We start from the raw sequence: 24,301 nt of genomic DNA, 5'->3' as shown, positions 1-24,301 counted from the left end.
GAGGCGCGTGAACGAGGGACGTGATCGGGGGCCGGACCAGGGGGGGCGTTAACGCTGCGGAGCCGGGTTCACCCGGACGAGGGAAGGAGTGGCACGGCTCGGCTGACCCGCCGGTCAGAGCGCCCGGCGTGCGCCCGTAGGCTTTCTGTGATGGTTCTCACCAAAGACGGGCCGGTCCCGGGCGAAACACGCCCGTCGTACGGCGATAACCTGCCAGACGGACGTGACGCGCGTGTTGATTGACGTGTGCGCCCGTGGCTGTGTGGGCCGCAAGGCCGTACCTCTGCGTACCCGCACCGCCCCGACGACCCGCAGCGAAGATCCTGCCGTGGCACGCTCGTAGAGACACAATCCGCGACCACGAACAAGGACAAACACGTGGACCTGTTCGAGTACCAGGCGAGGGACATCTTCGCCAAGCACGGCGTGCCCGTGCTTGACGGTGATGTCATCGAGACCGCCGCAGACGCTGCCGCCATCGCGGAGCGCTTCGGCGGCCGCGCCGTCGTCAAGGCTCAGGTGAAGGTGGGTGGCCGAGGCAAGGCCGGTGGCGTCAAGCTCGCCGCCGACCCGGCGGACGCCGTCGCCAAGGCCGGGGCGATCCTCGGCATGGACATCAAGGGCCACACCGTTCACAAGGTGATGCTGGCCCAGACCGCGGACATCAAGGAGGAGTACTACGTCTCCTTCCTGCTCGACCGCACCAACCGCACCTTCCTGGCCATGGCCAGCGTCGAGGGCGGTGTGGAGATCGAGGTCGTCGCGGAGCAGAACCCGGAGGCGCTCGCGAAGATCCCGGTCGACGCCAACGAGGGTGTGACCCCGGAGAAGGCCGCCGAGATCGTCGCCGCGGCGAAGTTCCCGGCCGAGATCGCCGACCAGGTCGCCGATGTCCTGCAGAAGCTCTGGGTCGTCTTCATCAAGGAGGACGCCCTCCTCGTCGAGGTCAACCCGCTGATCAAGTCCGGTGACGGCAAGATCATCGCGCTCGACGGCAAGGTCTCCCTGGACGAGAACGCCGAGTTCCGCCAGCCGGAGCACGAGGCGCTCGAGGACAAGGCCGCGGCCAACCCGCTGGAGGCCGCCGCCAAGGCCAAGGGCCTCAACTACGTCAAGCTCGACGGCGAGGTCGGCATCATCGGCAACGGCGCGGGTCTCGTCATGAGCACCCTCGACGTGGTCGCCTACGCGGGCGAGAACCACGGCGGCGTCAAGCCCGCCAACTTCCTCGACATCGGTGGCGGTGCCTCCGCCGAGGTGATGGCGAACGGCCTGGAGATCATCCTGGGCGACCCCGACGTCAAGTCGGTCTTCGTCAACGTCTTCGGTGGCATCACCGCGTGCGACGCCGTCGCCAACGGCATCGTGCAGGCCCTGGAGCTGCTCGCGTCGAAGGGCGAGGCCGTCACCAAGCCGCTCGTCGTCCGCCTCGACGGCAACAACGCGGAGCTGGGTCGCAAGATCCTCGACGACGCCAACCACCCGCTGGTCCAGCGCGTGGACACCATGGACGGTGCGGCCGACCGCGCCGCCGAGCTGGCCAACAAGTAAGGAAGGGGACTTTCACACCATGGCTATCTTCCTTACCAAGGACAGCAAGGTCATCGTTCAGGGCATGACCGGCTCCGAGGGCATGAAGCACACCCGCCGCATGCTCGCCTCCGGCACCCAGATCGTCGGCGGTGTCAACCCGCGCAAGGCCGGCACCACGGTCGACGTCGACGGCACCGACGTGCCCGTCTTCGGCACCGTCGCCGAGGCCATCGAGAAGACCGGTGCCGACGTCACCGTCATCTTCGTGCCGCCGAAGTTCACCAAGGACGCCGTCGTCGAGGCCATCGACGCCGAGATCGGCCTGGCCGTCGTCATCACCGAGGGCGTCCCGGTGCACGACACCGCAGCCTTCTGGGCCCACGCCGGCTCGAAGGGCAACGTGACCCGGATCATCGGCCCGAACTGCCCCGGTCTGATCAGCCCCGGACAGTCGAACGCCGGCATCATCCCGGCCGACATCACCAAGGCCGGCAAGATCGGTCTGGTCTCGAAGTCCGGCACCCTGACCTACCAGCTCATGTACGAGCTGCGCGACATCGGCTTCTCCTCGGCCGTGGGCATCGGCGGTGACCCGGTCATCGGCACCACCCACATCGACGCCCTCAAGGCGTTCCAGGAGGACCCGGAGACCGAGCTCATCGTCATGATCGGTGAGATCGGCGGCGACGCCGAGGAGCGTGCCGCGGCCTACATCGCCGAGCACGTCACCAAGCCGGTCGTCGGCTACGTCGCGGGCTTCACCGCCCCCGAGGGCAAGACCATGGGCCACGCCGGCGCCATCGTCTCCGGCTCCTCGGGCACCGCCCAGGCGAAGAAGGAGGCCCTTGAGGCCGCCGGTGTCAAGGTCGGCAAGACGCCGTCCGAGACCGCCCGCCTGGCGCGTGAGCTGTTCAAGGGCTGACGCTCCTGCTCAGGTCGAGCGCCCCCGTCCGGTGATCCGGGCGGGGGCGCTCGCCTTTCCGGGGCCGTCGCCCGGTCCCGGCGGCCGGGGTTCAGCGACCGGCCGCGCACGGGTGCAGTGCCCAGTCGTGGCACGGGTGGGGACCGACGGCCACCGTGCCCGGCGGCGGCAGCGCCTCGGCCGCCCGCCCCGCCGTCGGCGGCCGGTACGGATCGTCGGGCCGGGGCGGCGGCGGATCCATCACCACCGGCTCCAGGCCCGGGGTCGGCGAGCACCAGAGGCTGCGGATCCCGGAGGGCGCCCCGTCCGGGAGCAGCGGGAGCAGCGCCTCGGGCTCCGTCGCGAGCGTCGGGACCGGCGCGCAGAGCACCGGCGGCGGCGCATCGGCCGGCCGGAACAGCTCCCCGGGCCCGCCGCCCGCGAGCGTCGCCGCCACCGCGCCGCCCACCGCCACCGTGAGCAGTGCCGCCGCCCCCGTCCGGCCCGCGTTCACCAGCCCGTGCCGGGCCCGCAGCAGCGGCACCGGCGGGCGGTGCGGTTCCGGGGCCCCGCGCACCGCCGCCCGGTGCAGCAGCCCGCTCAGCCGGTCGGCGAACCCGTCCGCCGCCGGGTCCGTCCCGACCAGGTCCGGCACCCAGTGCGCCAGCGACGTCCGGGCCGCCCAGACCCGGCCCTCGGCCGCCGCCACCGTCGACTCCACCTCGACCGCCACCGCGTCGGCCGGCAGGCCCAGGCCGTCGTGCAGCACCAGTGCCCGGCGCTGCGGGCGGGAGAGCCGCCGGAGCGCCTTCAGCAGCGCGCGGTCGCGGTCGGTGAGGCGGTCGTGGTCCGGGAGCACCGCCTGGGACTCGTCGGCCGGGCGCACCTTGATCCGCCGGTGCGGCAGTCGCCAGGCGTGCGCCCGCCGGGGCCCGCCCCGGTGCCACGGCGAGAGGGCCAGCTCGAACGCCCGCGTCCGCACCCACCGTTCCGGCGCGCCCGCCGCGACCACCTCCGTCCACCGCCGCCGCGCCTCTCCGAACGCGCGCCCGACGCAGTGCACGGCCCGGTGCTTGCAGGTGGTGAGCAGGAACGTCTGCTGCACGAGCCGGGTGTGCGTCCTCTCGTACAGCTCCTCGAAGGAGCCCGCGCCGGTGTCCGCGCCGACGCCCTGGTCGACGGTCGGGTCGGTGTGCGGGCCGGTGACGGTGGGAGCGTCCGCGCCGGAGCCGGTGCTCGCCGCTGCCGGACGCTGCCCGTCGGCGGCCGTCGGCGGGCCGGCCTCGCCGGCGGACGCGGTGGGGATGCCCGCCGCCGGGAGTTCGGCGGGGCGGCGGCCAGGGGTGGTCGGCCCACCCTCCCCGGCCTGCGCGGGGGCGGCGGGCCGGGCGCCGGGGGCCGCCGACGGGTCGGCGGCGGGCCGATCGGGCCGCTTGCCCGGTGCGGCCTCCGGTGCAGGGGTACCGGCGCGCGCGGGGGCCTGCCGGGCGGCCGTCGGCTCGTCGTCCTTGCCGTCCTTGTCGTCTTTGCCGGTGCCGGTGCCGGCCGCCGGGCGGCCGCCGGGTGCGGTGTCGGGCGACCGCTTCGTCGGCGCCGCCGGGACGGCCCGGCCGCCGGGTGTGTCACTCCCGGCCCCCGGGGCGGCCGTACCGGCTGACGTCCGGTCGGCCCGGGGCGCCGGGGCGGGTGTGTCGGGGGCCGGGCGACCGTCGGCAGCCGGGTCGCCGGTGCGGACACCTCCCGGGGCGGCGCCGCCGGCCGGGTCCGGCGCCGGGTCGGGGTCGGCCGCCGGGACAGCCTTCGACGCGGCCGTCGGCGTCTCTGCTGCCGATGCCGATGCCGATGCCGACGTCGACCTTTCGGGCCCTACGGGGCCCAGCAGGGCGGCGAAGGCGACGATCTCGGCCTGGGTGCGGGTGCCGAGCTTGCGCAGGGCCCGGTGCTGGTAGCTGCGGGCGGTGGTCGGGGTGACTCCGAGTGCGGTAGCGGTCTCGGCGAGGTCCCGGCCGGCCGCGAGGTGGGCGAAGGCCTCGGCCTCACGGGCCGTCAACCGGCCGAGCAGCCGTGCGGCCTCCTCCTGCGGCGCGGTTCCCGGGGGCGTCTCCTTCGGCGGGGCCTTGGCGGTCCCGGACCGGCCGCGTCCGGCCTTGGCCTTGCCGGGGCGGCCTTTCGCGCCGGCGTTCTGCGGTGCGGGTGGGGGGGTCGGCTGGCCGGTGGGGCGCTCGGCGGTCGGGGGCTTGGTCATCAGACGCTCCGGGCCGGGTCGGTGGCGGCGGCGTGAGGGCAGGGTCTGAAAATGCGCATAAGCCAATAATCTGGGACACCCCGGCGGTTTGCCTCTTCACGGAGCATGGCGAGTCGCCTTGGCACGATGAGCCGCATGACGCAGCTGATGGGCCGTCCGATTCTCGAAGTGCCGGGCGAACTGGGCGCCAGACCGGTGTTGTCCGCCCTGCTGGCGGGGGTCCGGACCGCCCTGATCGGGCTGGCCGCCGTCGCCGTCCCGGTGCTCGGGCTCTGGGTGGTGACCCCGTACGCGGACGACGGTGCGACCGGGGCGTTGCGACTGGCGGGGGCGCTCTGGCTGCTCGGACACGGGGCGCCGGTGCTGCGCGGGGCGTCCGAGGCGCCGCTGACGGTGACCCCGCTGCTGCTCGGACTGCTGACGACGGTCCAGCTGTACCGCGCGGGTGCGCGGGCGGGGAGGCGGACGGGAGCCGGCGGGGCGGGGCGGAGCCGGCGGGGCGGCGCGTTCGCGGTCTGGGCCGGTTACTGCGCGGTGGCGGTCGGGGTGGTGGCGCAGTGCGCGGGTGCGGGGGAGTTCCGCGCGCGGGTGCTGCCGGATCTGCTGGTCGTCGCGGCACTGGCCGGGGCGGCGACGGCGGCGGGTGCCCGTCGCGGGGAGCCGGTGCGGCTGCCGTCGGGTGGGTGGGAGCGCGTGCTGGCCCGGTTGCCGGGGCCGGTCCGGCCGCCGACGGTGATTCGTCCGGTGGGGGGAGCGGAGACGGTCCGGGTGGCGGTGCTGGCGGCCGGGGCGGGGCTGCTGGCGGCGGGCTCGGCGGTGCTGGCCGGGGCGGCTCTGCTGGCAGCGGTGGACGGCGGCGATCGTCCGGCGGCGGCACTGGCGGGTGGCCCGGCGGCGGTCGCGGGGACGGTGCTGCTCGGCGTGGTGCTGCTGCCGAACGCGGTGCTGTGGGGTGCGGCGTACGCGCTCGGGCCGGGGTTCGCGGTGGGCACGGGAGCGGTGGCCGCGCCGACGCGGACGGTCCTCGGGCCGGTGCCGGAGTTCCCGCTGCTCGCGCTGCTGCCGGACCCGGGGGCGGGCGGTTGGCGGCTGCTGGTCTGCCTGCTGCCCGTGGCGGCGGGGGTGGTGCCGGGGCTTCTGCTGGGCCGGGTGGCGGCGGCCGGCGGACGCCCGGAGGGCCCGGCGGAGGCCGAGGCGGCAGCGGGGGCGCCGGAGCGGAGGCGGGGCGAGGAGACCGGGCCGGGTCCGAGGTCGCCGTGGCACGCGTCCGCCACGGTGACGGCGGTGCTGGCGGTCGCACTGCTGACCGGCGGCGGGGCGGCGCTGCTCGGCTGGCTCTCCGGCGGGGCGCTGGCGGGCGGGCGGATGGCCTGGCTCGGCCCGGCGCCGTGGTCGACGGGGTTGGCAGCGACGGTCTGGGTGGCGGTGGTGGCGGGTCCGATCGCGTTGGTGACCCGGGGCCGCGCCCTGCGGGCGTCCGCCGGGCGGACCGGGACCGGCGCGCTCGTCCTCACCGCGCGCCGGGGCGTGCTGCTGCTGCGCGCCCGGTCGTACGCCGCGGTGGTCCGGTTGTCCGGCCGGGCGGGCCGCACGGAGTGAGTCGCGGCAGGGACCGGCCGGAACGGGCCCGTGCCGGCGTCCCGGCATCGACCCCCTGCCGCCGGACACCGACCGCGGACGGCGGTCCGCCCTCGGACCGCCGGCCGGGTGTCGCCTACTCGCTCGTCTTGGTGATGTCCACGTACCACTGCGGTGCGAGCTTGTCGCAGCCGTCGACCGCGCTGGAGGTCAGCGAGTCCTGGACGCAGGTGACGTAGTCGTTGTAGTAGACCGCGAGACCGAGCACCGAGGAGACGAAGACCACCGTCATCGCCCCGGTGAGGATGCCGGCCAGGGCGGCCGGGGTCAGGGGGTTGGGCGTGGAGGGCTCCGACGGCGCCTGACCGGCCGATCCCCCGCCCGCCGTACCCGCGCCGGAGCTCTGCTTGGGGGCCCGCATGGCGGAGACGCCCCAGAAGACGGCGAGCGCGCCGACGAACAGCGCGACGTAGTGCAGCGACGCGAAGGCGCAGACCAGCGAGATCATGCCGGCCAGGGCGGCGTTGCGGGCCCGGCGCTGGGCCGGGTCGTTCGGGTCGAGCTTGGGCGGCTGGGGTGCCGACGGGCGGGGGTTCCGGCCGCCGCCCTGGTAGCCGGGGCTCCACGGGTGCGGCGGCGGGACGAGCGGGCGCTCGTCCGGCTCGCCGTCCTGACCGTCGGGCCGGTCGGCGCCCCCGTTCGGGCGGGGAGCTCGCGGCCGCCACGGCTGGTCAGGGGCATCCGCCGGCGGCGGCGCGAAGGGGTTGCGCTCGCCGGTGTCGTCTCCGCTGCTCATGGTTCGGCCATTCCTTCTCGGTCGGTGGGCGGATGCCCGCGCCACCCTATGATCCCGCAGGCGTGCGCGGGAGGCTTCGGCGGCCTGCCGTCGGAGGCCGACCGGGCCGGGCGGGCTGCCCGGCGAGATCCCGGTCTCAGCTACGCGCGTAGCCCGAGTGGGCGTTTCGGAGGCCGTCCGACCAGCCGTTATCGTGGTGACGGTCAGCAGCTCGCACGGGTTCCCCGGGCTCCCGCGTCGCGGCGGGTTTTCTCGGAGTTCCCCCTCGCTCGACCTGCCGTTCGTAGTGGCCCCACCGCCGGTGGACGTACCAGCGGACGGCGACCGACCTACGGAGAATCGCGCAGTGGCCGCCGCCCCCGCTCAGCTCTTCCCGCCCCGCACGCCCGGACCGGCCCGTCTGGTGGTGCTGGTCTCGGGCTCCGGCACCAATCTGCAGGCCCTGATCGACGCCGCCGCCGACCCGCAGTTCGGCGCCGAGATCCTCGCCGTGGGTGCGGACCGCGACGGCATCGCCGGGCTGGAGCGTGCCGGGCGTGCCGGTCTGCCGGTCTTCGTGCAGCGGGTGAAGGACTTCGCGGACCGGGCCGGCTGGGACCGCGCGCTGGCCGACTCGGTGCGGGCGTACGAGCCGGACCTGGTCGTCACGGCCGGCTTCATGAAGATCCTCGGCCCCGAGTTCATCGCGGCCTTCGCCGGGCGGATCGTCAACACCCACCCCGCGCTGCTGCCCGCCTTCCCCGGCGCCCACGGCGTCACCGACGCGCTGGCGTACGGGGTGAAGGTCACCGGCTGCACCGTCCACTTCGTCGACGCCGGCGTCGACACCGGGCCGATCATCGCGCAGGGCGTCGTGGAGGTTCTCGACGCCGACCACGCCGATGGCGGCGACGCGCTGCACGAGCGCATCAAGACTGTCGAGCGCAAGCTGCTCGTCGACGTCGTGGGCCGGCTGGCCCGCGAGGGTCACCGCATCGAGGACCGAAAGGTATGGATTCCGGCATGAGCGCCGCTCCCACCACGCCCGTTGTCTCCGAGGACGTCCGTCCGATCCGCCGCGCCCTGATCAGCGTGTACGACAAGACCGGTCTGGAGGAGCTGGCCCAGGGCCTGCACGCCGCCGGGGTCGCCATCGTCTCCACCGGTTCCACCGCCGGCCGGATCGCCGCCGCGGGCGTCCCGGTGACCGAGGTCTCCGAGCTGACGGGCTTTCCGGAGTGCCTGGACGGGCGCGTGAAGACGCTGCACCCGCGCGTGCACGCCGGCGTGCTGGCCGACCTGCGGCTGGAGTCGCACCGTGAGCAGCTGGTCGAGCTGGGCGTCGAGCCCTTCGACCTGGTCGTGGTGAACCTCTACCCGTTCAAGGCGACCGTCGCCTCCGGCGCCACCCCGGACGAGTGCGTCGAGCAGATCGACATCGGCGGCCCGAGCATGGTCCGCGCCGCCGCCAAGAACCACCCCTCGGTGGCTGTCGTGGTCGACCCGGCCCGCTACGCCGACGTGCTCGCGGCCGTGCAGTCCGGTGGCTTCGACCTGCTGACCCGCAAGCGGCTGGCCGCCCGGGCCTTCGCCCACACCGCGGCCTACGACGTCGCGGTGGCCGACTGGTTCGAGACCTCCGGCTACACCGAGACCGAGGACGCGTTCCCGGCCTTCCTCGGCTCCACCTTCGAGCGCCAGAACGTGCTCCGCTACGGCGAGAACCCGCACCAGGGCGCCGCGCTCTACACCGACGGCACCGGCGGCCTGGCCGGCGCGCAGCAGTTGCACGGCAAGGAGATGTCGTACAACAACTACGTCGACACCGATGCCGCCCGCCGCGCCGCGCACGACCACGCGGAGCCGGCCGTCGCGATCATCAAGCACGCCAACCCGTGCGGCATCGCGGTCGGCGCCGACGTCGCCGAGGCGCACCGCAAGGCGCACGAGTGCGACCCGGCCTCGGCGTACGGCGGTGTGATCGCCGTGAACCGCCCGGTCACCGTGGCGCTGGCCGAGCAGATCGCCCCGATCTTCACCGAGGTCGTGGTGGCCCCCGGTTACGAGGACGGCGCCGTCGAGGTGCTGGCCCGCAAGAAGAACCTGCGGGTGCTGCTGGCCCCCGAGGCCCCGGCCGTCCGCCAGGAGGTGCGCCAGATCTCCGGTGGCGTGCTGCTCCAGGACGCCGACCGGGTGCACGCCGAGGGCGACGACCCGGCGACCTGGACGCTGGCCACCGGCGAGGCGCTCTCCGAGGCCGAGCTGGCCGAGCTGGCCTTCGCCTGGCGGGCCTGCCGGGCCGTCAAGTCGAACGCGATCCTGCTGGCCAAGGACGGCGCCTCGGTGGGCGTGGGCATGGGCCAGGTCAACCGGGTGGACTCCTGCAAGCTCGCGGTCGAGCGGGCCGGCGAGCGGGCCAAGGGCTCGTACGCGGCCTCCGACGCGTTCTTCCCGTTCGCGGACGGGCCGGCGATCCTGATCGCCGCCGGTGTCCGGGCGATCGTCCAGCCGGGCGGTTCGATCCGGGACGAGGAGGTCGTCGCGGCGGCCGCCGAGGCGGGCGTGACCATGTACCTCACCGGTACCCGGCACTTCTTCCACTGACGCCCCGGCGCGTGAAGCCGCGCCACCGGGACGGCTGACGGAACGGCAGAGCGGCCCGGCCCCCTTCGGTGAGGGGGCCGGGCCGCTCCGTCGTGCGTGGTGCGGGCGCGCGTTACTTCTTGATCACCAGGGTGCCGGCGGCACGGTCGTGCCAGCCCTGCAGCTTCCCGGAGTTGTCGAAGAACGGCGACAGGTAGACCAGTACGGCGCCGATGTAGCAGAGGAAGGCGCCGACGATCGGGATGATGAAGCGGATGAAGCCGCCGCCCAGGCCGGGGACCTGACCGGTGTTCTCCTTGACCACGCGCAGGCCCAGGGCCAGCTTGCCCAGGGTGGCGCCGGCGAAGGAGACCATCAGCCACTCGTACAGCAGGTTGAACACCGACAGCACGCCGATCATGATCATCATGGTGGCGAGGAAGCCGGCGGCGGCGTCCTGGTTCTGCTGGAGGCAGTCGTTGTACGAGGCGCTGCCGTAGCGGTAGGTGCTGCAGTCGTCGGCCTCCTTGGCGATGCCCAGCGCGCTGGCCAGGCCGAGCGCCATCACCAGCGCGATGACCGCGCCGATCGCGAGGCCGTCGATCAGGCGGGCGAGGAACCGCTGGCCCATGGTGGCGAGCTTCACCGTGCCCAGCTGGGCGATGCTGATGTAGCCGTTGTTCGCCTGGAGGGTGCCCGGCGCCGGCGCGTACGCGTACGCCTGCTGCTGCGGCACGCCGTAGGCCGGCTGCTGCGGCGGCTGCTGCGGGTAGCCGTAACCGGCGGCCGGCGGGGCCTGCTGCGGGTAGCCGTAACCGGCCTGCGGCGGCTGCTGCGGCTGCTGGGGCTGGTTGTACGGGTTGTTCGGGTCGGGCGGGTAGCTCATCGATGCCTCCGGGCAGATGGGGACGGTGGGGACGGGACAACGGAGGACCCGGATCGGACCGGTGGATCGGGTGGCCGGTCGGACGGGACGCTAGCGGAGCGCACTGACACCGGGGGCGTGAACAGCCCGGCGTGCGCCCCGATTCAGGACCGGGGGGACGGTGCGAACAGGGGGCGTGACGGCCCTGCGGCGGGCTGCGGCCCGCGTCGGCGGTAGGTCGTCGTCGGCGCGGTGCGATCTGGTCGGCTCACTCTGTTCTTCCCCCGGGTACGCCCCCGCCGGGTCTGTCCGTCGGCCCGTCACCGGGCCGGATGCGGCGGGGAATGCCCGCTCATCGTCAACCGGGCGGCCGTGCGCTGTCCAGCCGCGCCCGCGCGTCGGACCGGACTGTGGCGGAACCGCAATGTGACCCGCACGTTCCGTGCCCGTCCCGGGCCCGCGGGAGCGCGGGACGGGCCCGCCGCGGGCCTGCCGAGGGGCCGCCCGGGGCCCCGACGGCCCGGGTCCGATTCACCGGCGGTGCCGCGGCCACGGCGCGGACGGGACCGGACGGGACCGGACCGGTGCCCGGACGGGTACCCGGACCGATGTCAGGGGCGGTGCCCGGGGCGGTGCCGCCGGCGGCTCGCGAGCCGTGGGCCGGACAGCGACGAGGCCGTGGCGCGGACGGTTGCGGGGATCCGGGAGAATGGGGCCATGACTGCGCAGATTCTCGATGGCAAGGCCACCGCGGCCGCGATCAAGTCCGAACTCGCCGCCCGCGTGGCGGTCCTCAAGACGAAGGGCGTCACGCCGGGCCTCGGTACCGTCCTGGTCGGCGACGACCCGGGCAGCCGCTGGTACGTCAACGGCAAGCACCGCGACTGCGCGGAGGTCGGCATCGCCTCGATCCAGCGCGAGCTGCCCGCCACGGCCACCCAGGAGGACGTCGAGAACGTCGTCCGCGAGCTCAACGCCGACCCGGCCTGCACCGGCTACATCGTCCAGCTTCCGCTGCCCAAGGGCCTCGACCAGAACCCCGTCCTGGAGCTGATGGACCCGGACAAGGACGCGGACGGCCTGCACCCGACCTCGCTCGGCCGGCTCGCGCTCGGCATCGAGGGCCCGCTGCCGTGCACCCCGCTCGGCATCGTCGAGCTGCTGCGCCGCCACGACGTGGCCATCGACGGTGCCGAGGTGGTCGTGATCGGCCGCGGCGTCACCGTCGGCCGTTCGATCGGCCTGCTGCTGACCCGCCGCTCCGAGAACGCCACCGTCACGCTCTGCCACACCGGCACCCGTGACCTGGCCTACCACCTGCGGAAGGCCGACATCGTGGTGGCCGCCGCGGGCGTGCCGCACCTGGTCAAGCCGGAGGACGTCAAGCCCGGCGCGGCCGTGCTGGACGTCGGTGTCAGCCGCAGCGAGGGCAAGATCGTCGGCGACGTGCACCCCGGCGTGGCCGAGGTGGCCGGCTGGATCTCCCCGAACCCCGGCGGTGTGGGGCCGATGACCCGCGCCATGCTGCTGAACAACATCGTCGTGGCGGCCGAGCGCCGCGCCGGCAGCTGACCCCGAGGGCGGAGAACGATGAGCGAACCGCGGCGGACCAGGCGCAGGCCGGTCAAGACCACCGGCACCCTGCCCCCCGAGGGCTCGGCGGCCGCGCTGGGCCGTGAGCACGCACTGCCGGTCCGGCAGTGGCCGATAACGCTGGTCCTGCTGGTGGTCGGCGCCGGCCTCGCGGTCACCTGGTTCGCGGACTTCGAGGACGGCTTCAAGTACGGGCTGCTGATCATCGGCGGCGGGGTGCTGCTCGGTGCGCTGCTCCGGCTGGCGCTGCCCGAGGTCGGCATGCTGGCGGTCCGCAGCCGGTTCACCGACGTGATCGTGCTGACCTTCCTGGGTCTGTCGATCGTGCTGCTGACCCTGGTGGCCCAGCCCAACCCGTGGCTGGAGCTGCCGCTGCTGGACAACATCGGCCAGCTGATCGGCCGTCCACGACGCTGAGCCGTCCACGGCGCCGAGCCGCCCGCAGGGCGGCGTCGCGGCCCCGCCCGACCCGTCGGGCGGGGGCCGTCGTCGTCCGTGACCCACCAGCCGGGACCGCGACCGCGGCGTACGCTTCCCTTTGCGATACCCTGACGCCGGTTCTCTCGATGTCGAGAGACCGTCCTCGGCTCCGGCGCGCCGAACGTGCCTGGGGCACCTGGCGATTTGCTGGAGAAGGTAGAAATGACCCGCACCCCCGTCAATGTCACCATCACCGGAGCCGCCGGCCAGATCGGCTACGCGCTGCTCTTCCGCATCGCCTCGGGCCACCTGCTCGGTGCCGACGTACCGGTGAACCTCCGCCTCCTGGAGATCCCGCAGGGCCTCAAGGCCGCCGAGGGCACCGCCATGGAGCTCGTGGACTGCGCGTTCCCGCTGCTGCGCGACATCAAGATCACGGACAACCCGAACGAGGCCTTCGACGGCGCCAACGTCGCGCTGCTGGTCGGCGCTCGTCCGCGCACCGCCGGCATGGAGCGCGGCGACCTGCTGCAGGCCAACGGCGGCATCTTCGGTCCGCAGGGCAAGGCCATCAACGACAACGCCGCGGACGACATCAAGGTCCTGGTCGTCGGCAACCCGGCCAACACCAACGCCCTGATCGCCCAGCGCAACGCCCCGGACGTGCCGGCCGAGCGCTTCACCGCGATGACCCGTCTGGACCACAACCGGGCGGTCGGCCAGCTGTCGGCCAAGACCGGCACCCTGGTCTCCGACATCAAGCGCGTCACCATCTGGGGCAACCACTCCGCCACCCAGTACCCGGACATCTTCCAGGCCGAGATCGCCGGCAAGCCGGCCTTCGAGGCCGTCGGTGCCGACCAGGCCTGGCTGGAGAACGACTTCATCCCGACCGTCGCCAAGCGCGGCGCGGCCATCATCGAGGCCCGCGGTGCCTCCTCGGCCGCCTCGGCCGCCAACGCCGCCATCGACCACGTCCACACCTGGGTCAACGGCACCGCCGCGGGCGACTGGACCTCCATGGGTGTCGTCTCCGACGGCTCCTACGGCGTGCCGGCCGGTCTGATCTCGTCCTTCCCGGTCACCACCAAGGACGGCGCGTTCGAGATCGTCCAGGGCCTGGAGATCTCCGACTTCTCCCGTGGCCGGATCAACGCCTCGGTCCAGGAGCTGGTCGAGGAGCGCGACGCGGTCCAGGAGCTCGGCCTCATCTGAGTCCGCCCCGCAGTGCTTCGCGACGGCCCGCCCCCTCCGCACCGGAGGCGGCGGGCCGTCGCGCGTCCGGCCCGTGCCCGGCCCGCACGTCCGGCCGTCGCGTCCGGCCGTCGCCCGGGAGGCGGCGCGACGCGGCCGTCCCGGCGCCGTCCGGTCCTACACTGACCCGCTGTGAACGAAACCATCGAGGACGCCGCGCTCGTCCTCGTCTTCATCGCCCTGGGCGGCCTGTTCAACGTCGCCGAGATCTCGCTGATCTCGCTGCGCGAGGGCCAGATCCGGACGCTGGGGGCCCGGGGCACCCGGCGGGCCGCCCGGGCCGCGCACCTCGCGGCCGACCCGAACCGCTTCCTGGCCGCCGTCCAGGTCGGCGTCACCTGCATGGGCTTCCTCTCGGCCGCGTTCGGCGCCGACACGCTGGCCGGCAAGGTGGCTCCGCTCTTCGTCCGGGCGGGGCTCTCCGCGGGGGTGGCCGACGCCACCGCGCTGGTCGGCCTCACCCTGCTGATCAGCTACGTCTCGCTGGTGCTCGGCGAGCTCACCCCGAAGCGGATCGGCCTCCAGCGGGCCGACTCCATCGCGGTGCTGGCCGCGCCCGTGGTGGACGTCATGTCGGTGGTGCTGCGGCCGGTGATCTGGCTGCTCGGTCACTCCACCGACCTGATGGTCCGGCTGTTCGGCGGCGATCCGACCGCGGGGCGCGGCTCGATGAGCTCCGAGGAGCTCCGGGGCCTGGTCGCGGCCAACACCGAACTCGGCAGCGACGAAAGGACGTTGATCGCGGATGTGTTCGCCGCCGGCGAGCGCCAGCTGCGCGAGGTGATGGTCCCGCGCACCGAGGTGACCTTCCTGGACGCCGAGCGCCCGCTGGCCGAGGTCCGCGAGCAGGCGGGCACCTCCCCGCACTCCCGCTACCCCGTGGTCGAGGGCAGCTACGACGCGGTGACCGGCTTCGTCCATGTCCGCGACCTGTACGGCGCCCGCGGCGAACGGGCCGCCAAGGTCCGTGACCTGGCCCGCCCGGTGAAGCTGCTGCCCGGCACCAAGCGGGTGCTGGCGGCGATGGGCGAGATGCGTCGCGAGGGCCACCACCTGGCGATCGTGGTCGACGAGTACGGCGGCACCGCCGGCATCGTCACCCTGGAGGACCTGGTGGAGGAGGTGATCGGCGAGATCCGTGACGAGTACGACAGCCAGGAGCCGACCACCACCCGCCGGCTGGCCGGCGGCGGCATGGAACTGGACGGCCTGCTGAACCTGGGCGACTTCGCCGAGGAGACCGGCGTCACGCTCCCCGAGGGCCCGTACGAGACGGTGGCCGGCTGCCTGGTGGCCGCGCTGGGCCGGCTGCCCGTCGACGGCGACGTGGTCCGGATCCCGGCCGGTCCGGGGGAGGAGGTGCTGCTGACGGTGGCCAAGGTGGAGGGCCGGCGGATCGCCCGGGTCGGGGTGAGTGCGGTCACACTGACGGAACCGCCGGGGGCAGAGGTTTCCTGACCGGTCGGTGGAACTGGAACAATGGCCCGCATGGTCAACGCAGCGGTCACTGGTCCGGTCAAGGACCGTCCCCGGGTTCTCTCCGGGATCCAGCCCACCTCCGGCTCGTTCCACCTCGGCAACTACCTCGGCGCGGTGCGCCAGTGGGTCGACCTGCAGGAGGACAACGACGCCTTCTACATGGTGGTCGACCTGCACGCGATCACGGTCGAGCAGGATCCGGCGACGCTGCGCGAGAACACCCGGGTCTCCGCCGCCCAGCTCCTCGGTGCCGGGCTGGACCCCGAGCGCTGCACCCTGTTCATCCAGTCGCACGTGCCCGAGCACGCGCAGCTCGGCTGGGTGATGAACTGCCTCACCGGCTTCGGCGAGGCCTCCCGGATGACCCAGTTCAAGGACAAGTCGGCCAAGCAGGGCGCCGCCGGCACCTCGGTCGGCCTCTTCACCTACCCGGTCCTGCAGATCGCCGACATCCTGCTCTACCAGGCGGACGCCGTCCCGGTCGGTGAGGACCAGCGCCAGCACCTGGAGCTCACCCGCGACCTCGCCGAGCGGTTCAACACCCGCTACAGCCCGACCTTCACCGTGCCGAAGCCGTACATCCTCAAGGAGACGGCCAAGATCCTGGACCTCCAGGACCCGGGCGCCAAGATGAGCAAGTCCGCCTCCTCCGCCAAGGGCCTGGTGAACCTGCTCGACGAGCCGAAGGCGAGCGCCAAGAAGTTCAAGAGCGCCGTCACCGACACCGGCACGGTCGTCTCCTACGACGAGGAGGAGAAGGCCGGCGTCTCCAACCTGCTGCGGATCCACTCGGCGCTCAGCGGCCAGTCGATCGACCAGCTGGTCGCGCACTTCGAGGGCAAGATGTACGGCGCCCTGAAGACCGAGCTGGCGGAGCTGTTCGCCGACTGGGTGACGCCGTTCCAGCAGCGCACGCGGGGCTTCCTGGACGACCCGGCCGAGCTGGACCGCGTTCTCGCGCTGGGCGCCGAGAAGGCCCGTGACGTGGCGTCGCGGACGCTGGAGACGGTGTACGACCGGATCGGCTTCCTTCCGGCCGCCAAGCGGTGACTCCGCTGACGAGCCTGCCCGGTGGTGGCGGTCTTCCCGGGACCGTCACCATCGGCGTGTCCGTGAGCGTCCCGGATCCGTACGGCTCGGCGATCCAGGACGCGCGGGCCGGGCACGGCGACCCGCTGGCCCGGTCGATACCCACGCACGTCACCCTGCTGCCGCCGACGGAGGTGCCGGCCGAGGCGCTGCCGAAGATCGAGGAGCACCTGGCGGCGGTGGCGGGCGCGCACCGGTCGTTCCGGATGGTGCTGCGCGGCTCCGGCTCCTTCCGCCCGGTCTCCCCGGTGGTCTTCGTCCGGGTCGAGGAGGGCGAGCAGGAGTGCCGGCTGCTGGAGGCGGACATCCGCTCCGGCCCGCTGGCCCGGGAGCTGGCGTTCCCGTACCACCCCCATGTGACGGTGGCCCACGGGCTCGCCGACGACGTGCTGGACCAGGCGTACGAGCAGGCGCGGTCGTTCCGGGCGGCGTTCCCGGTGCCGGGGTTCAGCCTCTCCCGCTTCGACGACGACGAGGTCTGGCGGCCCTGGCGGGCCTACGACTTCGGCTGAGCGCGTCCGAGTCCGAGCATCCGGTCGACCACCCGGCCCGCGGCGCCGCCGTCGTCCAGCGCGCAGTGGACGTCCCGGAAGCGCCGGTGGCGCTCGGCGTGCCCGGCGGGCAGCCCGCCGTCGTCGGCCAGTCCGCGCAGCGCCGCGACCACCTGGTCGGAGTCGTCGAGCAGCGGCCCGGGGGCCTGCGACTCGAAGTCGAAGGTGAAGCCGCGCAGGGTGTCCCGGTAGTGCGCCAGGTCGTAGGTGAAGAAGAGCATCGGGCGGCCGGTGACCGCGAAGTCGAACATGACGGACGAGTAGTCCGTGACCAGCACGTCGGCGATCAGCAACAGGTCCTGCACGTCCGGGTAGTCGCCGCAGTCCCGCACGAAGCCGTCCCGGTCGCCCGCCAGCGGCTCGCGGACGTGCGCGTGCTGGCGGACCAGCAGGACGTGGTCGCGGCCGAGCGCCTCCCGGGCCCGGTCGAGGTCGAGCCGCAGGTCGAGCCGGAAGCCGTCGCCGTCCGGGCGCTGCTGGTCCTCCCGCCAGGTCGGCGCGTACAGCACCACCCGCCGGCCGTCCGGGATGCCGAGCCGGCGGCGGACGGCGGCGGCCCGTGCGGTGTCGGGCCGGGCCAGCAGGTCGTTGCGGGGGTAGCCGGACTCCAGGATCTCGCCGCGGTAGCGGAAGGCCCGGCGCAGGTGCGGGGTGGCGAAGCCGCTGGGTGAGACCAGCAGGCTCCACTGCGGGGTCTCCCGGGCGAGCGCGTCGAGGTAGCCGTGGTCGGCGAGCCAGGGGTTGTCGACGTCGTGGGCGATCCGCTTGAGCGGGGCGCCGTGCCAGGTCTGGACGACGACCTGGCCGGGGCGGCGGCGCAGGAAGTCCGGGAAGTGCGTGTTGCCGACCAGGTACCGGCTGGTGGCCAGGGCCCGGTACCACTCGGGGCTCCAGACCCGCACCGCCCGGACCCCGGGCGGCAGCTCGGCCTGGCCGTCGTCGATCACCCAGAGGTGTTCCAACGGGGCTCCCCGGCGCACGAGTTCGGCGTGCACGGCACGTGGCGAGTCGGCGTAGCCGCGCCCGCCGAAGACGTCGTACAGCACGGTCTCGCGCAGTGGCTCGCGGCGGGCGGCGGGGTAGCCGGCGGAGCGCTGGCGGGCCTGGGTCCAGGCGCTGCGCTCGGTGGCGGTGAGGACGGGCGTGGAGTCCAGCAGCAGGGTGTCGTGCCAGCGCCGCTGGAGCAGGACGCGCTTGCCGCCGGCCCGGGCGGCGGCCGGCAGGGCGGCCAGGACGGCGGGGGCGGCGATCAGCGGGCGCGCGGGGCCGGGCCGTCCGACCGGGTGGAGGGCAGCCTCCCAGAGCCCCTTGCGCAGCGGCAGGTCGGTGCCGTCGGAGCCGGTGCGGGTGGCGGGCAGCCGGACCAGGAACCGGTGGTCGGGGCCGAGGTCGACCGGCCGGCGGATCTCGCTGCCGGTGCCGCTGTGCCGCAGCACCAGTTCCAGCGGTCCGGGGGCGGGGCAGTGGCCGGTGAGCTCGAAGCTGCCGCTCCGGACGGCGAGCCGTTCGACGTAGCCGGCGGCGGGCTGGACGCAGAGCTGGAGCCGGCCGTCGGCGAGGTGCTTGAGGTAGAGCGCCCGGTCGTCGGTGCCGGGCAGCCGGTGCTGGCCGGCGACCGGGCCGTGGCGCTCGTCGAGGACGAGTGGTCCGGCGGAGCCGTCGGGGCGGAGCAGTTCCGGTTCCCAGTGCTCCGGCTCCTGGCCGCCGCGCCCGTCGGCGGTGAACGGCCGGTACGGCAGGTGGACGGCGAGGGACCGCCCGGAGGTGGTGACCGGGTGGATCAGGACGGCGCCGCTCTCGCGGTGGCGCAGTCGCAGCACGGTGCCGGCCGGGCAGGGGGTGGTGGTGGCGCCGCGCAGCCGCAGCCCGTCCGCCGCCTGGTCGGCGCCGGTGAGGCGGGCGCCGGGGCGTTCCAGCCGCAGGCTCAGCCGGCCGTCGGCGAAGTGCGGCTGGAGGCGGACGTCGTGGTCGACCCAGCGGGCGGGCGGGTACTCGCCGGAGCCGCACCAGTGGGCGCCGAGGGCGCCGTACTGCCGGCGCAGCCGGGTGGGGCGGGGGCGGGTGAAGAGGGTGGCCTCGACGGTCCAGTCGCCGAGCAGCCAGTCGTCGCCGGGGCGGAGCCGGCGGGGTTCGACCAGGGCGGTGAAGCCGGCCCAGTCGTTGTTGTGGTCGGGGTGGGCGGCGTCGTCGGTGATCTCGGGAATGCGGCGCGGCCGGGTGGGGAGGTGGAGGGGCGGTTCGTGGTCGTCGCGACGCAGGGTGAGCCAGGTCCAGGCCGAGCCGGGGCGGGCGGTGTCCCGGTCGTCCGGGCGGGCGTAGCCGGTGAGTTCGAGGCCCCGGGCGGTCCAGCGGGCGCGCAGCAGCCCGAAGGCGGCGTCCTCGTCGCCCCCGGGTGACGGTTCGCCGGAGCGGGGTGCGGCGTGCGGGAGGACGAGCCGGGTGAGGACAGTCATCTTCCACGAACCTTTCTCGGCAAGAAATCGCGAAGTTACCGGGAAATGATTCCTGAAGTCAATTAAATGTTTACCTGAATATTGCCTGGGAGTTCTCTCGGAGAATGCGTTCTCGGCGGTGCCCACGGAAAAGGGCGCCCGACGCGATGTTCGCGTCGGGCGCCCTTTTCCGTGGACCGCGGCGGCTACGCCTCGCGGCTCAGCATCGCGTCCACCACCCGGGCGGCGGCCTGGCCGTCGTCCAGGTCGCAGTACTTCTCGCGGAACGCCGCGTACCGGTCGGCGTTCTCCGCGGCCACCTCGTCCACCCGGCCCAGCGCGGCGACCAGCTCCTCGGAGGTGGCCAGCAGCGGGCCGGGCGCCTCCTTCTCCAGCGGCAGCGAGAACCCGCGCAGGTTGTCGCGGTAGTGCGCCAGGTCGTAGGTGAAGAACAGGATCGGCTTGCCGGTCGCCGCGAAGTCGAAGACCGACGCCGAGTAGTCCGTCACCAGCACGTCGGCGACCAGCAGCAGCTCTGCGGTGTCCGGGTAGCTGCTGACGTCCCAGACGTAGCCGTTGCCGGCGCCCGGGATCGGCTCGCGCACGTTGGAGTGCCGGCGGACCAGCAGCACCTGGTCGTCGGCCAGCGCGGCCTGCGCCGCCTCCAGGTCCAGCTGCAGGTTCAGCTGGTAACCGCCGTAGTGGCGGCGGCGGTCCTCACGCCAGGTGGGCGCGTACAGCACGACCTTCTTGCCCTCGGGCAGGCCGAGCCGCTCGCGCACCTGCTCGGCGGTCTTCTCCCGGTCGGGGGAGAAGAACAGGTCGTTGCGCGGCAGACCGCTCTCCAGGATCTCGCCCTTGAAGTCGAACGCGCGACGCAGCACCGGAGCCGCCCAGGTGCTCCCCGCGACCAGCAGGTTCCAGTTCGGGACCTCCTTGGCGAGGCCCTTCAGGTAGTGCGCGTCGGTGAACCAGACCTTCTCGAAGTCGTGGCCGATGTTCTTCAGCGGGGTGCCGTGCCAGGTCTGCAGCACGATCTGCCCGGGCCGGCGGACGAAGAAGTCCGGCAGGTGCGCGCTGGTCACGATGTACTTCGCGGTGGCCAGCGTCTCGAACCACTCGGGGCTCCAGAGCCGGACCGCGCCGGCCGTCTGCGGCAGGTCGGCCTGGAGGTCGTCACTGCCCCACAGGTGCTCCAGCGGCAGGCCGCGGCGGACCAGCTCCTCGTGGATCGCCCGCGGCGAGTCCGCGTAGAGCCCGCCGAGCGCCACGTTGTACAGCACCGTGTCGCGTAGCGGCGCCCGGCGGGCGGCCGGGTAGTCGACCTTCCGCAGCTGGCGCTGGCGCCAGCCGCTGCGCTCCTCCGGAAGCAGTATGTTCTCCGACTCCAGCTGCAGGCCGTCGTGGTGGCGGCGCTCCAGCACGATCCGCTTCCCGCGGGCCTCCACCTCCAGCGGCAGCGAGCCGAAGCACTCGGGCGCGATCAGCGCGTACGAGCTCATGTCCGGGTTGTAGACGACGCCGGCCGGGCGGAACGAGATGTTCCAGCCGCCCTGCGCGAGCGGCGCGTTGCCCGCGAACGAGGCCGTCGGCACGGCCGGCAGCGCGGTCCGGAAGCGGCCGTCCGAGATCTCCACCGGGTAGACGTGCTGCTCCTCGCCCCAGTGGTGGCGGACCAGCAGCTCCCAGTGGTGGTTGCCGGGCAGCGGGAAGGTGCCGCTGAGCAGGAAACCGTCCGCGCCGCGCGAGGTGATCTCGTGGACCACCGGCTGCAGCAGCTGGTCGGAGAGCTGCAGGTAGCCGCCGGGGGAGGGCTTGGAGTACAGCGTGCGCTGCGCCGCGACCGGAGCCTCGGGGTTCAGCAGCACGTTGAGCTGCTCCGGGGCGTTGCGGTCGTCCAGGGCGATCGGGACGCTGAGGCCGTTGGCCAGCTCCAGGGAGGCGTCCCAGCGGTCGCGGGCGCGCTCCTCGGCGATCGGGTCCAGCTTCGCCCAGGCCTCGCGGACGGCGGTCAGCTCGGCCGTCGGGAAGGAGATGTGGAACGGCTGGAGCGTGCCGACCGGGGTGCCCTGCGAGAGCGGGAAGAACAGCTCGCGCTCGGACTCCACGTGGGTCAGCCGCAGCCGCGCCCCGGCCAGCCGGACGCCGGCGCGGGCGGCGCCGGAGATCTCGACCGTGTTGCCGTGCGCGGCCAGCCCGGTCACCCGGACCTGGACGTTCTCGACCCTGACGTAGACGCTGCCGTCGCGGACGAACGGCACGATCCGGACGTCCGGCTCGACCCAGTGCGAGGGCAGGTACAGCGCGGTGTCCGCCCAGCCGGCCCAGATGCGGCCCTTGTAGACGCCGCCCTTGCCGGCGCCGGCCACCAGGACGCGCCAGTTGCCGTCCTTCCACTGGCCCCGGTGCTTGAGCTTCGCCGGGTCGAGGGCGACGGTGAAGCCGGCCCAGTCGCAGTTGTACAGGTCGTGGTGGTTGGTGGCGGTGGCCTCGGGGCTGTACTGGGTCTTCATCGGCACGGCGACGACCCGGCGGCCCTTGGTCTCGCGCAGCACCAGCGTGCGGACCATGTCGAGCTTGTTGGCGGCGCCCAGCTGCTCCGGGTAGGCGTGCCCGGTCAGCCGCAGCCGGCCGCCCTCCCACGCCGACCCGTAGAGCCGGCTGCGGATGACGGTGGAGTTGCGCAGGCTCAGCAGGTTCGACGGCACGCTCTTGCGGCCGCCGCGCAGGAACGGGTAGTCGGCGTACGGGCGCAGCAGGCCCTTGGCGACGACGCCGCCGTTGCTCTCGCCCTCGTACTTGATCTGCTCGACGAACTCGTCGACCCGGCCCTGGAGAGTCAGGTGGTACTTCAGGCGCAGCGGCGCCCGGAGCTTCTTCACCGGGTCCGGGCCGATCGACCGGAGGAGGCGGCTGACGCACTTCACGTAGGCGTCCCGGTACTCCTTGTCGCCGTCCACGACGGACCAGAAGAACATCGGGAGCTCCTCGACGAGGGTGTTCTCGTCGTAGGTGCGCAGGTACTCGGCGAAGCGCGGCTCGGTCTGCTTCTTCAGCCAGCCGCGGACCAGCTCGACCGAGGTGACACGGTCGATCAAGCCCTTCGGGTTGGTGCGCATCTGCGTGATCGACATCTCGCCGACCTCGCGCTCGCGCCAGTGGTAGATCGGCTCGGAGAGCACGTCCACGCTCTTGGCGAGGTAGTGGTGCGGCACGCTGACCGGCGCGTCCTCGTACAGGATGCCCTCGGGGTAGAGGATGCCCGCCGCGTCGAAGAAGGAGCGGCGGTACACCTTGTTCCACGCGGTGCGGTCGGTGACCAGCGAGGGGATCTCGGTGATGTGCGTCTTGAGCACGGTCTTCGCGAACGGGCGGCTGTGGCCGCCGGACTGGTAGTAGCCGATCGCGCGGAACCGCAGCACGTTGCCGGTGGCGAAGTCCGAGCCGGTCTCGTCGAGCGTGTTGATCATCAGCTCGTACGCGCTCGGCGGCATCGAGTCGTCGCTGTCGACGAAGCAGAGGAACTCGGAGTCCGGGTCGATGTGCCGGATACCCGTGTTGCGGGCCGCGCCGAGGCCCTTGTTGACCTGACGCACCAGGCGGAACCGCGAGTCCTCGGCGGCGTAGGCCTCGGCGAGTGCGGCGCTGGTGTCCTTCGAACCGTCGTCGACCATGACGCACTCGAAGTCGGTGAACGTCTGGGCGGCGATCGAGTCGAGACACTCCACGAGGTAGCGCTCGACGTTGTAGATCGGGACGACGATGGAGAGGCGGGGAGCCATCGGCTACGCAGGCCTTTCTCGGGAAGGAGCGTGGCAGCCCGTTCGGGGTCTGACCGCACTTTGAATCGGTGCGTACGTGCCTGTCGATCCTACCGTCCGGCCCAAGGGGCCCCCGGGCAACCGTGGTCCGCCGGCCACTACCCTGTGCCCATGCCCCGCTTCAGCGTGATCGTTCCGGTCCACAAGGTCGAGGAGTACCTCGTCGAGTGCCTCGACTCGGTGCTCGGCCAGGGTGGTCCGGACCTCGAACTGATCGCGGTGGACGACCGCTCCCCGGACGGCTGCGGCGCGCTGCTCGACGCGGCCGCCGTCCGCGACCCGCGGGTCCGGGTGCTGCACCTGCCGGAGAACGTCGGCCTCGGCCGGGCCCGCAACGCCGGCCTCGACGTCGCCACCGGCGACTACGTGGTCTTCCTGGACAGCGACGACACGATGACCCCCGGCCTGCTCAAGGCCGTCGACGACCGGCTCGCGGCCGGCGGCGACCCGGACGTCCTCGTCTACGACTACGCCCGCACCTACGCCGACGGCCGGATCACCCGGGCCGCCTCCTCGCACGTCTTCGGCGCGGCCTCCCCGGCCGTCTTCGACCTCGCCGCCCGCCCGGACCTCCTCGACCTGCTCCAGGTGGTCTGGAACAAGGCCTACCGGCGCGACTTCGTCACCGCGCAGGGCCTCGCCTTCCCGGCCGGCTACTACGAGGACACCCCCTGGACGTACCCGGCGCTGCTCGCCGCGCGGAGCATCACCCTGCTCGACCGGGTCGGCGTGCACTACCGCCAGCGCCAGGAGGGCGGCAACATCCTGGCCACCGCGAGCCGCCGGCACTTCGACGTCTTCGCCCAGTACGACCTGGTCTTCGCCTTCCTGGACGGCCGCCCCGGACTGGACCACTGGCGCCCGGTGGTCTACGGCCGGATGCTGCACCACCTCAACACCGTGGTCTCCCGGCCCGGCCGGGTCCCGCCCGGCGACCGCCGCGAGTTCTTCCGCCGCGCTGCCGCGCACTGCGCCCGGCTCCGCCCGGCCGGCTACCGCCCGCCCGCCGGGGTGGCCGGGATCCGGACCGAGCTGCTCGCCCAGGGCCGGTACACCCCCTACCAGGCGGTCCGCGCGCTGGCCCGGGCCCGCCGGCTGGTGCGGCGCTGACGCTCCGCCCGCGGAGCGGGTCGGCGGACCTGCCGGTGCGCCGGGGAGTCTGACGGCCATTCGGGCGACCTG

At 73.5% G+C, this 24,301-nt stretch carries 17 protein-coding genes; 12 read left to right on the top strand and 5 right to left on the bottom strand.

Features of this window, described 5'->3' with window-relative positions:
* Positions 1 to 378 precede the first annotated feature (378 nt).
* Together sucC and sucD are read left to right on the top strand one after the other, a co-directional pair.
* Positions 379 to 1,551: an ADP-forming succinate--CoA ligase subunit beta gene (gene sucC, locus PUR61_RS42520; RefSeq protein WP_329885332.1), complete on the top strand. Its 1,173-nt coding sequence runs from the start codon at positions 379 to 381 to the stop codon at positions 1,549 to 1,551.
* A 19-nt stretch (positions 1,552 to 1,570) separates the two neighbouring features.
* On the top strand, positions 1,571 to 2,455 hold the full coding sequence (gene sucD, locus PUR61_RS42515) for a succinate--CoA ligase subunit alpha (RefSeq protein ID WP_329885331.1): 885 nt from the start codon (positions 1,571 to 1,573) through the stop codon (positions 2,453 to 2,455).
* 91 nt (positions 2,456 to 2,546) lie between these two features.
* Here the strand turns inward: sucD and PUR61_RS42510 are convergent, their stop codons facing one another.
* A complete protein-coding gene (locus PUR61_RS42510; RefSeq protein ID WP_329885330.1) occupies positions 2,547 to 4,679 on the bottom strand; it encodes a sigma factor-like helix-turn-helix DNA-binding protein in 2,133 nt (710 codons plus the stop codon).
* A gap of 135 nt (positions 4,680 to 4,814) precedes the next feature.
* On the opposite strand from PUR61_RS42510, the gene PUR61_RS42505 reads away from it, so the two are divergent.
* The gene (locus PUR61_RS42505; RefSeq protein WP_329885329.1) at positions 4,815 to 6,278 is read left to right on the top strand and encodes a cell division protein PerM; all 1,464 of its coding nucleotides are present in this window, start codon (positions 4,815 to 4,817) and stop codon (positions 6,276 to 6,278) included.
* A gap of 115 nt (positions 6,279 to 6,393) precedes the next feature.
* Here PUR61_RS42505 and PUR61_RS42500 read toward each other — a convergent pair whose 3' ends face one another.
* A complete protein-coding gene (locus tag PUR61_RS42500) occupies positions 6,394 to 7,053 on the bottom strand; it encodes a hypothetical protein (RefSeq protein ID WP_329885328.1) in 660 nt (219 codons plus the stop codon).
* A 346-nt stretch (positions 7,054 to 7,399) separates the two neighbouring features.
* On the opposite strand from PUR61_RS42500, the gene purN reads away from it, so the two are divergent.
* Together purN and purH are read left to right on the top strand one after the other, a co-directional pair.
* Positions 7,400 to 8,059, top strand: a complete 660-nt coding sequence (gene purN, locus PUR61_RS42495; protein ID WP_329885327.1) for a phosphoribosylglycinamide formyltransferase — start codon at positions 7,400 to 7,402, stop codon at positions 8,057 to 8,059.
* Positions 8,056 to 9,636, top strand: a complete 1,581-nt coding sequence (gene purH, locus PUR61_RS42490) for a bifunctional phosphoribosylaminoimidazolecarboxamide formyltransferase/IMP cyclohydrolase (protein WP_329885326.1) — start codon at positions 8,056 to 8,058, stop codon at positions 9,634 to 9,636. The genes purN and purH overlap by 4 nt, the downstream gene beginning before the upstream one ends.
* A gap of 112 nt (positions 9,637 to 9,748) precedes the next feature.
* Here the strand turns inward: purH and PUR61_RS42485 are convergent, their stop codons facing one another.
* Positions 9,749 to 10,501, bottom strand: a complete 753-nt coding sequence (locus PUR61_RS42485; protein WP_329885325.1) for an RDD family protein — start codon at positions 10,499 to 10,501, stop codon at positions 9,749 to 9,751.
* A 696-nt stretch (positions 10,502 to 11,197) separates the two neighbouring features.
* Between PUR61_RS42485 and PUR61_RS42480 the strand changes: the two genes are divergently transcribed.
* The 6 genes from PUR61_RS42480 to PUR61_RS42455 all read left to right on the top strand — a co-directional run bounded on the left by PUR61_RS42480 (position 11,198) and on the right by PUR61_RS42455 (position 16,827).
* Entirely contained in the window at positions 11,198 to 12,052 is an 855-nt protein-coding gene (locus PUR61_RS42480) for a bifunctional methylenetetrahydrofolate dehydrogenase/methenyltetrahydrofolate cyclohydrolase (protein ID WP_329885324.1), read from the top strand.
* A gap of 18 nt (positions 12,053 to 12,070) precedes the next feature.
* Positions 12,071 to 12,490, top strand: a complete 420-nt coding sequence (locus PUR61_RS42475) for a DUF3017 domain-containing protein (protein ID WP_329885323.1) — start codon at positions 12,071 to 12,073, stop codon at positions 12,488 to 12,490.
* 225 nt (positions 12,491 to 12,715) lie between these two features.
* Positions 12,716 to 13,708, top strand: coding sequence for a malate dehydrogenase (locus PUR61_RS42470; RefSeq protein WP_329885322.1), 993 nt, complete (start codon positions 12,716 to 12,718; stop codon positions 13,706 to 13,708).
* A gap of 171 nt (positions 13,709 to 13,879) precedes the next feature.
* Complete coding sequence (locus PUR61_RS42465; RefSeq protein WP_329885321.1) at positions 13,880 to 15,205, top strand: hemolysin family protein; 1,326 nt, start codon at positions 13,880 to 13,882, stop codon at positions 15,203 to 15,205.
* Between the two features lie 30 nt (positions 15,206 to 15,235).
* The gene (gene trpS, locus PUR61_RS42460) at positions 15,236 to 16,276 is read left to right on the top strand and encodes a tryptophan--tRNA ligase (RefSeq protein WP_329885320.1); all 1,041 of its coding nucleotides are present in this window, start codon (positions 15,236 to 15,238) and stop codon (positions 16,274 to 16,276) included.
* Positions 16,277 to 16,338: 62 nt separating this feature from the next.
* The gene (locus PUR61_RS42455; RefSeq protein ID WP_329885319.1) at positions 16,339 to 16,827 is read left to right on the top strand and encodes a 2'-5' RNA ligase family protein; all 489 of its coding nucleotides are present in this window, start codon (positions 16,339 to 16,341) and stop codon (positions 16,825 to 16,827) included.
* Here PUR61_RS42455 and PUR61_RS42450 read toward each other — a convergent pair.
* Together PUR61_RS42450 and PUR61_RS42445 are read right to left on the bottom strand one after the other, a co-directional pair.
* The gene (locus PUR61_RS42450; RefSeq protein ID WP_329885318.1) at positions 16,812 to 19,319 is read right to left on the bottom strand and encodes a CDP-glycerol glycerophosphotransferase family protein; all 2,508 of its coding nucleotides are present in this window, start codon (positions 19,317 to 19,319) and stop codon (positions 16,812 to 16,814) included. The genes PUR61_RS42455 and PUR61_RS42450 overlap by 16 nt on opposite strands.
* Before the next feature lie 185 nt (positions 19,320 to 19,504).
* Positions 19,505 to 23,080, bottom strand: coding sequence for a bifunctional glycosyltransferase/CDP-glycerol:glycerophosphate glycerophosphotransferase (locus tag PUR61_RS42445; RefSeq protein WP_329885317.1), 3,576 nt, complete (start codon positions 23,078 to 23,080; stop codon positions 19,505 to 19,507).
* Between the two features lie 150 nt (positions 23,081 to 23,230).
* On the opposite strand from PUR61_RS42445, the gene PUR61_RS42440 reads away from it, so the two are divergent.
* Positions 23,231 to 24,229, top strand: coding sequence for a glycosyltransferase family 2 protein (locus PUR61_RS42440; RefSeq protein WP_380516527.1), 999 nt, complete (start codon positions 23,231 to 23,233; stop codon positions 24,227 to 24,229).
* Positions 24,230 to 24,301: the final 72 nt, after the last annotated feature.

The sequence above is a fragment of the Streptomyces sp. BE20 genome, from assembly GCF_036322525.1.
In the GTDB taxonomy this organism is placed as follows: domain Bacteria; phylum Actinomycetota; class Actinomycetes; order Streptomycetales; family Streptomycetaceae; genus Kitasatospora.
This window is presented reverse-complemented; position numbering and strand designations above follow the sequence as displayed.